Raw genomic sequence first — 9708 nt, forward strand, 5'->3', positions numbered from 1 at the left:
CCAGCCAGCATGTTGAATCAAATCCCCGCTGATTTGGGAATCCCCCTTCGATTCAGCCTCTCTTCATCCCGCTCTAGAAAGGCCGAGCGGCCTCAGCCGTGCGCGAGCACGGCCAGCAGCAGCAGGGCGACGATGTTGGTGATCTTGATCGCCGGGTTGACTGCCGGACCGGCGGTGTCCTTGTAGGGATCGCCGACCGTATCGCCGGTCACCGAGGCCTTGTGCGCCTCGGAGCCCTTGAGATGCTTGACGCCGTCCTTGTCGGTAAAGCCGTCCTCGAACGATTTTTTTGCATTATCCCAGGCGCCGCCGCCAGAGGTCATCGAGATGGCGACGAACAGGCCGTTGACGATGACGCCGAGCAGCGAGGCGCCAAGTGCTGCAAAGGCGGACGCCTTCGAGCCCGAGATCAGCAGCACGCCGAAATAGACGACCAGCGGCGCCAGCACCGGCAGCAGCGACGGAATGATCATTTCCCGGATCGCCGCCTTGGTCAGAAGATCGACCGCACGCGCATAGTTCGGCTTCGAGGTGCCGGCCATGATGCCCGGATCCTCGCGGAACTGCTTGCGCACCTCCTCGACGATGGCGCCCGCCGCACGGCCGACAGCCGTCATGGCGATGCCGCCGAACAGATACGGAATCAGGCCGCCGAAGATCAGACCGGCAACGACGTAAGGGTTGGAGAGGTCGAAAGAGACGTCGCCCATGCCCTGGAAGTAAGGGTATTTGTCGCCATTGGACGCAAAGAACTTCAGGTCGTTGGAGTAAGCCGCAAACAGCACCAGCGCGCCGAGACCGGCCGAACCGATGGCGTAACCCTTGGTCACCGCCTTGGTGGTGTTGCCGACGGCATCAAGCGCATCGGTCGACTGGCGCACTTCCTTGGGCAAGCCGGCCATTTCGGCGATGCCGCCGGCATTGTCGGTGACCGGGCCGAAGGCGTCGAGCGCAACGATCATGCCGGCAAGACCGAGCATCGTGGTGACTGCGATCGCCGTGCCGTAGAGGCCGGCGAGCTGGTAGGTCGATATGATGCCGCCGACGATGACGATCGCCGGAAGTGCCGTCGATTCCAGCGAGACCGCAAGGCCCTGGATGACGTTGGTGCCGTGACCGGTGACCGAGGCCTGGGCGATGGAGTTCACCGGGCGCTTGTCGGTGCCGGTGTAGTATTCGGTGATCACCACGATGAGGCCGGTCACCAGAAGGCCGATCAGGCCGCAGATGAACAGGTTGGTGCCGGTGATGGCCATACCGGCGACCGTGCCGATCTCGCCCCAGCCCAGCGTTGCGGAGGTGGCGATGCCGAGGCCGACGATCGACAGCAGGCCGGTGACGATCAGGCCCTTGTAGAGCGCGCCCATGATCGAGCCGTTGGAGCCGAGCTTGACGAAGAAGGTGCCGACGATGGAGGTCAGGATGCAGGCGCCGCAGATGGCCAGCGGATAGAGCATCGTGGCGCTGAGAACGGCGGTGCCGCCGAAGAAGATGGCGGCGAGGACCATGGTGGCGACCACGGTCACCGCATAGGTCTCGAACAGGTCGGCGGCCATGCCGGCGCAGTCGCCGACATTGTCGCCGACATTGTCGGCGATGGTGGCCGGGTTGCGCGGATCGTCTTCGGGAATGCCGGCTTCGACCTTGCCGACGAGATCGCCGCCGACGTCGGCGCCCTTGGTGAAGATGCCGCCGCCGAGACGGGCGAAGATCGAGATCAGCGAGGCGCCGAAGCCGAGCGAAACCAGCGAGTCGATGACGACGCGGTCGTTGGGCTGGAGGCCGATGAATTGGGTGAGGATCAGATAATAGATCGAGACGCCGAGCAGGGCCAGGCCAGCGACCAGCATGCCGGTGATGGCGCCCGACTTGAAGGCGATCTCGAGGCCGGCTGCGAGGCTGTTGGAGGCCGCCTGCGCGGTGCGCACATTGGCGCGCACCGAGACGTGCATGCCGATGAAGCCGGCGGCGCCCGACAGAACGGCGCCGATCAGGAAGCCGATGGCGGCGGTGATTGAAAGCAGCCACCAGGCGAGCAGCAGGACCACGACGCCGACGATGGCGATGGTGGTGTACTGGCGCGCCAGATAGGCCTGCGCGCCTTCGCGGATGGCCGCGGAAATTTCCTGCATGCGTGCATTGCCCTGATCGGCCGCGAGGACCGATTTTGTCGCCCAGATGGCGTAAAGGACTGAAAGCAGACCGCAGGCGATGACAGCTAAAATTATGGTCATTGCCGGATTTTCCTCGATTGATGACCCAAAAGAACCCCTCCCTGGGCCGTTGAGACGGGGAGCGGATTCCGCGCGCCGAATCCGCTCCCCTCGCATCGGCTTATGCGAAACAGGGCTGCGAACGTCAAGATATTGTTCGGTTTTTGCCCGGCTTTCGCCCAAAAGCCTCGGCTTTCGCCCAAAAGCAATGGCGGCAACACGCTCGCAAGTGCCGCCACCCGATCAGATCGATTGAAATCGGCTGGCGGTTGTCAGCCTTTGCGCAGGTCGCAGTTCAGCCTGACGGCGAAGATCAGCACCGCCAGCATGGTCAAGTAGAACATGAAAGCCTTCTGCTGGCCGTTGCAGACGTTGGACTGCCACACCCGTCGAGAGCCTGATCAGGCAGGCAGAACTTGCAGATAGACAGCGCTCATGCAGCTCTGCAATACGGCGGGGCAGCCTATCTTCAGGGTGGAGTTGGAGATGACCGACGAAGTTCAAGACGGTCATTCACGAAGCCGAAGAAGGTGGCTGCTGGGCCGAAGTGCCGGCAATTCCCGGCTGCGCGGACCCAGGGTGAAACCTTGGACGAACTTGTCGAGAACTTGCGTGAAGCAATCGAAGGCTGCCTCTCGGTAGAGCCGCTATCTTTCACTTCAGAACCCGGCCGGGTCATGGAAATCGCTGTTTGATGTCCATTTCCGGCAAGGAGCTTGCGCGTGCCATCGAGCGGCAAGGACGAAGGCTTTTGCGTGTTGCCGGCAGTCATCACATCTACGGCAAGGAAGGCAGCATCGTGCGCCTTTCGATCCCGATTCACGGCAACAGGCCGCTCAAAACAGGACTCTTGCGACATCTCTTGGCGCTGGCCGAGATGAGCGAAGGCGATATCTGAATTTTGCTAATTACGCCGTCTCCTGCCCCATGCGGCGTGCGGTGTAGCGCTCGATCGCCGACAGCCCGTCATAGATCAGCACGGCAAGCGCGGCGACGATCAGCCCGCCCTGCAGGACGAAGGCGAGATTGTTGGACAACAGACCGGCGATGATCACCTCGCCGAGCGTCTTGGCCGCCACGGTCGAGCCGATCGTCGCAGTGGCGAGGCTGATGACCACCGAAAGCCGGATACCGCCGAGAATGATCGGCGCGCTGAGCGGCAGCTCGACCTTGACCAGCCTTTGCCAGCCGGTCATGCCGGCGCCGCGCGCCGCCTCGACCACATTGGCCGGCAGCGTCGTCAGCCCGGTCAGCGCGTTCTCGAAGATCGGCAGCAGGCCGTAGAGAAACAGCGCGATCAGTGTCGGCTTCTCGCCAAAGCCGACGGCCGGCACGGCCAGCGCCAGCACCGCCACCGGCGGAAAGGTCTGGCCGATATTGACCAGGCTGCGCGACAGCGGCAGGAATTCGACGCCGGCCGGCCGGGTGACCAGGATGGCGAGCGCCACGGCAACGATGGTTGCCGCCACCGTCGCGATCAGCACGGTCCTCAGATGCAGCAGCGTCAGGGTCAACAGGCTGCCCTGGTTGTAGATTGCCGGCGCGTTGCCCTCGGTCAGCGGCTTCAGCAGCGGCTCGAACCAACCCGGATTGGTGACGAACGCAATGAGCAGCACCACCAGGGCAAGCCTGAGCAGTGATGGAAGCCAAGCTTTTACACCGGCCTCTTTCATGCCGGCCTCGCCGCGCGTTTCACCAGCCCGTCCACGGTCACGCGGCCGAGCGGCTTGCCGTCGGCGCCTGTCACCGGCAGCGCCGGGCGTCCCGACCACAACAGTTCGGCCAACGCATCGCGCTGGCTGGCGTCGGCGGGGATCGCCTCGCCTTCGGCGGTGCCCGTCTCCACGGCGTCGCGCACCCGGCCGAGCGACAGCAGCCTGAACGGTTTTTCGCTGGCGCCGACCAGGGTCTCGACGAAGGCACTGGCCGGTTTCGCCAGGATCTCGGCGGGCCTGGCATATTGCACCAGCTTGCCGGCATCCATTACTGCGATCTTGTCGCCCATATGCACCGCCTCCTCCATGTCATGGGTGACGAGGATGATGGTGGTGCCGAAGCGCTTCTGAATCGCCAGAAGGTCCTCCTGCGCCTTGTTGCGGATGATCGGGTCGAGCGCGCCGAACGGCTCGTCCATCAGCAGCACGTTCGGCTCCGCGGCAAGTGCCCTGGCGACGCCAACGCGCTGCTGCTGGCCGCCGGAGAGCTCGTGCGGATAGCGTGGCCCGAACGCCTGGGGATCGAGCTGGTAGAGCGTCATCAACTCGTCGACACGGCGCTTAGTGCGGGCCGCGTCCCAGCCGAGAAGCACCGGCACGGTGGCGATGTTCTGCGCCACGGTGCGATGCGGAAACAGTCCATGGCCCTGGATGGCGTAGCCGATGCTGCGGCGCAGCTCGTAGCCGGGCAGCGAGCGGTTGTCGGCGCCGTCGAGCCTGATCACGCCGGCGGTCGGCTCGACCAGCCGGTTGATCATGCGCAGCAGCGTCGTCTTGCCGGAGCCGGAGGTGCCGACGATTACGGCGATGGTGCGCGGCTCGATCACCATCGACACGTCGTCAACGACCGTCGTCGCGTCATAGCGCTTGGTAATGCCTTCGATCTCGATCATGCCGGTTGTGCCTCGCGTTGCCTGGTGGAGGTCATTTCGATCAATGCGTCGAGGATGATGGCGGCAGCAAAGGCCAGAGCCACAGTCGGCACGGCGCCGAGCAGCACCAGGTCCATCGCCGTCTGGCCAACGCCCTGGAACACGAACACGCCGAAACCGCCGCCGCCGATGAGCGCGGCAATGGTGGCAAGGCCGATGTTCTGCACCAGCACGATGCGGATGCCGGTGAGGATCACTGGGAAGGCCAGTGGAAATTCGACGCCGAACAGGCGCTGGCGCTCGGTCATGCCCATGCCGCGTGCGGCGTCGTTGGCGGCGCGCGGCACACCGGCAAGGCCGACCACGGTGTTGGCCACCACCGGCAGCAGCGAATAGAGGAACAGGGCGACGAAGGCGGGCGCGGTGCCGATGCCGCGAATGCCGAGGGAGGCCGCGCCGGGCACATGCGTGGCGACCCAGCCGAGCGGCGCGATCAACAGGCCGAACAGCGCGATCGAGGGAATGGTCTGGATGATGTTCAGCACATTGAGCACGCCGGCCCGCAATTGTTCGACGCGGTGGCAAAGGATGCCGAGCGGCAGGCCGACTAGCACCGCTGCTGCCAGCGAGCCCAACGCCAGAGTCACATGTTTGGAGCCTTCGGCCCAAAAACTGTCGGCACGGTTGGCGTATTCCTTGAGAATCGACAGACTGTTCCAGCTGCCGGAGACCAGCAGCAGGCCGATTGCCGCTGCCGCGACGACGAGCACGCCGATCCGCGCCGATGGCGACAGGTTCAGCCTCGTCAGCCCATCGGCGAGCAACAGCGTAAAGGCGAAGATGAGCAGCCAGAAACCCGAAGCCGGCGAGATGCGGGCAAAGCTGTTGCCCTCAGGCGTCAGGAAGCTGCCGGCGACGCCGATCAGCAGCGCCAGTGCGGCAAGCGCGACCACGCTGGCGGCCAGGCGCGGTACCAGCGGCGTTTTCAGCAAGGCGACGACCGCCGCAACGACGACGACTGCAAGCAGCAGCGGCCCCAGCGTCGGCGGCAGCGCTTCAAGAATCGAGCGCGCCTCGCCCGGCACGATGCGATTGGCGCGCAAGGTGGCAAAGGGCGCGGCGAAGGCGGCATAGGCAACGATCGCGGCGATGACCACGCCGAGCTTGTCGAAGCGGGTGGTCATGGCGCGCCTCGCACCGGCGTCACGACAGGGAATGGCCTACTTCAAAAACCCGTTCTTCTTCAAAAAGTCTTCGGCGACGCCTTTGACCGGCTCGCCGCCGACCTGAACGCGGCCGTTCAGTTCCTGCAGGGTGACGAGGTCGAGCTTGGCGAAGACCGGCTTCAGCAGCGTCTCGATTTCGGGATGCTCCTTCAGCACCGCCTCGCGGATGATCGGCGCCGGCTGGTAGACCGGCTGCACGCCCTTGTCGTCTTCGAGCACGACCAGGCCGGACGGCGCGATGCCGCCGTCGGTGCCGTAGACCATGGCGGCGTTGGCGCCGTTGGTCTGGTTCGCCGCGGCGGCGATGGTCGCCGCCGTATCGCCGCCGGAGAGCGTGATCAGCTGGTCCGGCTTAAGCGTGAAGCCATAGGTGGTCTGGAAAGCCGGCAGCGCGGCAGCCGAATTGACGAATTCGGCCGAGGCCGCCAGCACCACCTGGCCGCCGCCGGAGACATATTTGCCGAAGTCGGACAGCGTCGCCAGCTTGTTGGTCTCGGCGACATCCTTGCGCAGCGCAATCGCCCAGGTGTTGTTGGCCGGCGACGGCGACAGCCAGACGATCTTGTTGGCGTCGTAGTCGAGCTTCTTGGCCGTTTCATAACCCTTGGCGGCATCCTTCCACACCGGATCGTCGGCCTTTTCGAAGAAGAAGGCGGCATTGCCGGTGTATTCCGGATAGATGTCGATCTCGCCGGCGGTGATCGCCTTGCGCACCACAGGGGTGCCGCCGAGCTGGATGCGGTCGGTGGTCTGGATGTTGTTGGCGTTCAGCACCAGCTGGATGATGTTGCCGAGCACGCCGCCTTCGGTGTCTATCTTCGACGACACGACCACCTGAGCGCTCGCCGAGGCTGCGGTGATGCCGAGCGCCAGTGCCGCGCCGGCCAGAACCTTGACTGAAAACATTTCACAAATCCCTTGCTGAGAACCGGACTGCGGCTGCCGCATATGAGCATGGCTTCAATGCCCCGTCGGGGCACACGGTTTCATAAGAAGGGGGATGGGGGCAATAATTTTGTTCGGATGCGGGTGAATCCGCTGCTGTCTGATCCCGACAGCGTCATGTCACTACAGCGCGTCGCGTCCGTTTGGACGCGCAAAGAACGCTGTAGCACTTTTGATTTGCGCATGATCCTTTCCGAACCTTTGGTTCGGGGTCATGAGCTGGTCGGCCGCGCGGTCATCTTCAGCACGCCCAGCGCCACGAAGCACAGCACCGTCACCGGGAAGATGATCCAGTTCAGCATCTCCCAGCCCCAGGCGTTGTAGACCGCGCCCGACATCAGCGAGGCGAAGGCGACGGAGCCGAACAGGACGAAGTCGTGAAAACCCTGGACCTTGGCCTTTTCCGATGGCCGGTAGCTGTCGGCGACCATGGCGGTGGCGCCGATGAAGCCGAAATTCCAGCCAAGGCCGAGCAGGATCAGTGCCGTCCAGAACTGCCACAGCGCCAGGCCCGACAGCGCTACCACGGCGCAGCCGATCAGCAGCACAAGGCCGGTTGCGACAATCCGTTCGGCGCCGAAGCGATAGATAAGCGAGCCGGTGAAGAAGCTCGGCGCGAACATCGCCATGACATGCCAAGAAATGCCGAGTGTGGCGTCGTCCGTCGACAGGCCGCAGCCGACCATGGCGAGCGGCGCGCCGGTCATGACGAAGCTCATCAGCGCATAGCTGCCGACAGCGCAAAACAGCGCCGCAACGAAACGCGGCCTGGTGACGATCTCGGCGAGCGGCCGCGCGTCGCTGTCGGCGATTTCCGCTTTGCCCGTCGCCTTGGCCGGGATGCGCAGCAACGACAGGATGGCAGCGCCGACCACCGCCAGCACCAGGATGGCGGCAAACGAGCCGGCAAACATCACCGGCGCAAACAATTCGCGGGTGAAGATGACGATCTGCGGCCCAAGGATGGCGGTGACGATGCCGCCGGCCAGCACGAAGGAGATGGCGCGCGCCTTGAATTCAGCCGGCGCGTTGTCTGCGGCGGCGAAGCGGAATTGCTGGACGAAGGCACCGCCGATGCCGATCACCAGCAGGCCGAAGGCGAACAGCCAGAAGCTGGCGTAAAATAGCGCCAGCGTGGCGACCAGACCGCCGAGCGCAGTGACGATCGTGCCGGTCATGAAGCCGTCGCGCTGGCCGAGCCGGCGGATGATGGCTGCGGCCGGCAGGGCGCCGAGCGCCACGCCGACGTTGAAGCCGGTGATCGGCGCCGTCGCCAGCGACTTGTCGGAGCCGAGCAGATAATATCCGGCCAATCCACCCACGGAAATGGCGATAGGTGCGGCCGAGCCGATGATCGCCTGCGAAGCGGCAAGGATGAGCGCCGTGCGGCGCGCTTCCCTGCCGGCCTCGGCGATAGCGACGGCCGTCATGAAGCGTCCTTGCCACGCCCTTCGCCGCGCACCCGGCGCGACACGCGATCGAGCACCGCGTTGACCAGCTTCGGCTCGTCTTCTTCGTAAAACGCCTTGGCGATATCGACATATTCCGAGACGATGACAGCCACCGGCACGTCCTCGCGCTTCATCAGTTCGTAGACGCCGGCGCGCAATATGGCGCGCAGCGTCGAATCGAGCCTGGACAACGGCCAGTCCTCGGTCAGCGCCTGGCGTATGATCGGATCGATCGTCTTCTGGTTCTCGACGACGCCGGCGAGGATGGCGCGAAACCATTGCGCGTCGGCCTCGCGATAGAGCGCGCCGTCGACTTCCTTGCCGAGCCTGAACGCCTCGTATTCGGCGGTGATCTCGAAGACGCCGCTGCCGGCCACATCCATCTGGTAGAGCGCCTGCACGGCGGCCAGACGGGCTGCACCGCGCTTGTTGGCGTGGCGCACCGCGGGCTGGCCGGGTGATGCGGGTTCGCTCACGACCGCTCTCCCAACTGTTGCTTGAGGGCGATCATGGTCAGCGCCGCACGCGCGGCAAAGCCGCCCTTGTCGCCTTCCGAACGCCTGGCCCGCGTCCAGGCCTGCTCGTCATTTTCGGTGGTCAGGATGCCGTTGCCGATGCAGACCGCTTCCTGCACGGACAGATCCATCAGGGCACGGCTCGATTCATTGGCGACGATGTCGAAATGATAGGTGTCGCCGCGCACGATGGTGCCAAGGGCGACAAAGCCGTCATAGCTCGGCCCGCCTTCGGCGGCGCCGTCGAGGGCGAAGGAAATCACCGCGGGAATTTCGAGCGAGCCCGGAACGGTGACGACGTCGTATGTCGCGCCCGCTTCCTCGAGCGCGCTTGTCGCGCCTTCGAGCAGCGCGTCGGCAAGGTCGTCGTGGAAGCGTGCCTCGATGACAAGAAGGTGGGCCTTCTTCTTCGGGCGAATGAACGCTTTGCCGTGTTGGGATGTGCCAGCCATAGATGTCTCCGGGATCGCCGGTGACTTAGGCCGAAGCCTGTTTGATCGCAAGCAGAAGATTGGTGGAGATGCGGACGTGCCTGATTATTGGTTTCCTCCGAAGCCGGCGCTTCCCCTCGTTGCCCTGCCGGGCATTTCTCCCCGTAAACGGGGCGAAAGACGCTGGCCGCATCGCCGGCGCCCTTCTTGCAACGCTGGTGATTGGCGAAACTATCGATCACAGCGCCCCTCGCCCCGTTTACGGCATATGCGCTAAGATAGCTTCGGCATGGACTGAAATTTGCGCTTTCGTGGTGGTTCACGCCATCGATGTCGCAAG

Annotated in this window: 11 protein-coding genes; 2 read left to right on the top strand and 9 right to left on the bottom strand. The window is 64.4% G+C overall.

All coding sequences use genetic code 11. The annotated features are described in order from the left end of the window. Positions 1-92: 92 nt before the first annotated feature. Both AC0L3H_RS32405 and AC0L3H_RS32410 read right to left on the bottom strand, forming a co-directional pair. Positions 93-2234 (bottom strand): sodium-translocating pyrophosphatase, encoded by a 2142-nt coding sequence (locus AC0L3H_RS32405; RefSeq protein ID WP_473588188.1) that lies wholly within the window; start codon positions 2232-2234, stop codon positions 93-95. Positions 2235-2485: 251 nt separating this feature from the next. Continuing rightward, on the bottom strand, positions 2486-2599 hold the full coding sequence (locus AC0L3H_RS32410; protein WP_473588189.1) for a DUF2165 family protein: 114 nt from the start codon (positions 2597-2599) through the stop codon (positions 2486-2488). Positions 2600-2907: 308 nt separating this feature from the next. Between AC0L3H_RS32410 and AC0L3H_RS32415 the strand changes: the two genes are divergently transcribed. Then, entirely contained in the window at positions 2908-3111 is a 204-nt protein-coding gene (locus AC0L3H_RS32415; RefSeq protein ID WP_473588190.1) for a type II toxin-antitoxin system HicA family toxin, read from the top strand. 10 nt (positions 3112-3121) lie between these two features. Here AC0L3H_RS32415 and AC0L3H_RS32420 read toward each other — a convergent pair whose 3' ends face one another. From AC0L3H_RS32420 to ribH, 7 genes are all read right to left on the bottom strand, one after another. Then, a complete protein-coding gene (locus AC0L3H_RS32420; protein WP_473588191.1) occupies positions 3122-3886 on the bottom strand; it encodes an ABC transporter permease in 765 nt (254 codons plus the stop codon). After that, complete coding sequence (locus AC0L3H_RS32425; RefSeq protein ID WP_287175304.1) at positions 3883-4821, bottom strand: ABC transporter ATP-binding protein; 939 nt, start codon at positions 4819-4821, stop codon at positions 3883-3885. Before AC0L3H_RS32425 ends, AC0L3H_RS32420 begins: the two co-directional genes overlap by 4 nt. After that, entirely contained in the window at positions 4818-5984 is a 1167-nt protein-coding gene (locus AC0L3H_RS32430; RefSeq protein WP_473588192.1) for an ABC transporter permease, read from the bottom strand. Before AC0L3H_RS32430 ends, AC0L3H_RS32425 begins: the two co-directional genes overlap by 4 nt. 36 nt (positions 5985-6020) lie before the next feature. Further along, positions 6021-6932 (bottom strand): glycine betaine ABC transporter substrate-binding protein OsmF, encoded by a 912-nt coding sequence (gene osmF, locus AC0L3H_RS32435; protein ID WP_023798400.1) that lies wholly within the window; start codon positions 6930-6932, stop codon positions 6021-6023. 251 nt (positions 6933-7183) lie between these two features. Continuing rightward, complete coding sequence (locus AC0L3H_RS32440) at positions 7184-8401, bottom strand: MFS transporter (RefSeq protein WP_473588193.1); 1218 nt, start codon at positions 8399-8401, stop codon at positions 7184-7186. Continuing rightward, positions 8398-8898, bottom strand: a complete 501-nt coding sequence (nusB, locus tag AC0L3H_RS32445; protein WP_023798402.1) for a transcription antitermination factor NusB — start codon at positions 8896-8898, stop codon at positions 8398-8400. The genes AC0L3H_RS32440 and nusB overlap by 4 nt, the downstream gene beginning before the upstream one ends. Further along, positions 8895-9389, bottom strand: coding sequence for a 6,7-dimethyl-8-ribityllumazine synthase (gene ribH, locus AC0L3H_RS32450; protein WP_091591567.1), 495 nt, complete (start codon positions 9387-9389; stop codon positions 8895-8897). The genes nusB and ribH overlap by 4 nt, the downstream gene beginning before the upstream one ends. 41 nt (positions 9390-9430) lie before the next feature. Between ribH and AC0L3H_RS32455 the strand changes: the two genes are divergently transcribed. Beyond that, a partial coding sequence (locus AC0L3H_RS32455) for a hypothetical protein (RefSeq protein WP_473588194.1) occupies positions 9431-9708 on the top strand: 278 nt, incomplete at its 3' end.

The organism is Mesorhizobium sp. WSM4816, assembly GCF_055811535.1.

Bases quoted from the DNA above. Each gene is read 5' to 3' on its own strand.
- AC0L3H_RS32420 (WP_473588191.1), bottom strand. From the start codon at position 3,886: ATGAAAGAGGCCGGTGTAAAAGCTTGGCTTCCATCACTGCTCAGGCTT.
- AC0L3H_RS32405 (WP_473588188.1), bottom strand. From the start codon at position 2,234: ATGACCATAATTTTAGCTGTCATCGCCTGCGGTCTGCTTTCAGTCCTT.
- AC0L3H_RS32415 (WP_473588190.1), top strand. From the start codon at position 2,908: ATGTCCATTTCCGGCAAGGAGCTTGCGCGTGCCATCGAGCGGCAAGGA.
- AC0L3H_RS32430 (WP_473588192.1), bottom strand. From the start codon at position 5,984: ATGACCACCCGCTTCGACAAGCTCGGCGTGGTCATCGCCGCGATCGTT.
- AC0L3H_RS32440 (WP_473588193.1), bottom strand. From the start codon at position 8,401: ATGACGGCCGTCGCTATCGCCGAGGCCGGCAGGGAAGCGCGCCGCACG.
- AC0L3H_RS32425 (WP_287175304.1), bottom strand. From the start codon at position 4,821: ATGATCGAGATCGAAGGCATTACCAAGCGCTATGACGCGACGACGGTC.
- ribH (WP_091591567.1), bottom strand. From the start codon at position 9,389: ATGGCTGGCACATCCCAACACGGCAAAGCGTTCATTCGCCCGAAGAAG.
- osmF (WP_023798400.1), bottom strand. From the start codon at position 6,932: ATGTTTTCAGTCAAGGTTCTGGCCGGCGCGGCACTGGCGCTCGGCATC.